Raw genomic sequence first — 429 nt, forward strand, 5'->3', positions numbered from 1 at the left:
GTATCCGCCCCATGAACCCACGGGGCGATATTGTTAGTGTTTGAAGTTCCAAGGCAGGAGTGCATCGATATCAGGTTCCGCTTTCGCTAACTCCTGCATGCACTTGACCATGTAGTCGTAAAGGATAAGGCCGTTGGCTTTCGCTGTCTCGACGATACTGTAAAGCATCGCGCTCGCTTCCGCCCCGTTAGGGTTGGTCGAGAAGAGCCAGTTCTTTCTCCCAATAACCAGCGGTTTTATTGCGCGTTCAGCTCGGTTGTTGTCTATCGATAAGTGACCGTCATCGATATAGCGGGTGAGCTTCGGCCATTGGCCGAGCGTGTATTTTATCGCTTTACCCAGCGGGCTAGACTCAAGCACTTTCTGAGTTGTCATCCATTCATAAAGCTCATCCAGTATCGGCTTAGCATGCTCTTGGCGCTCTGCTTT

Annotated in this window: 1 protein-coding gene; it reads right to left on the reverse strand. The window is 51.0% G+C overall.

The features are described 5' to 3' along the window. Positions 1–33 precede the first annotated feature (33 nt). Positions 34–429: transposase (locus tag UF06_RS18925; protein WP_045571816.1), on the reverse strand; the 396-nt coding region annotated here is incomplete at its 5' end.

The organism is Vibrio sp. S234-5 (assembly GCF_000960595.1).
GTDB lineage: Bacteria > Pseudomonadota > Gammaproteobacteria > Enterobacterales > Vibrionaceae > Vibrio.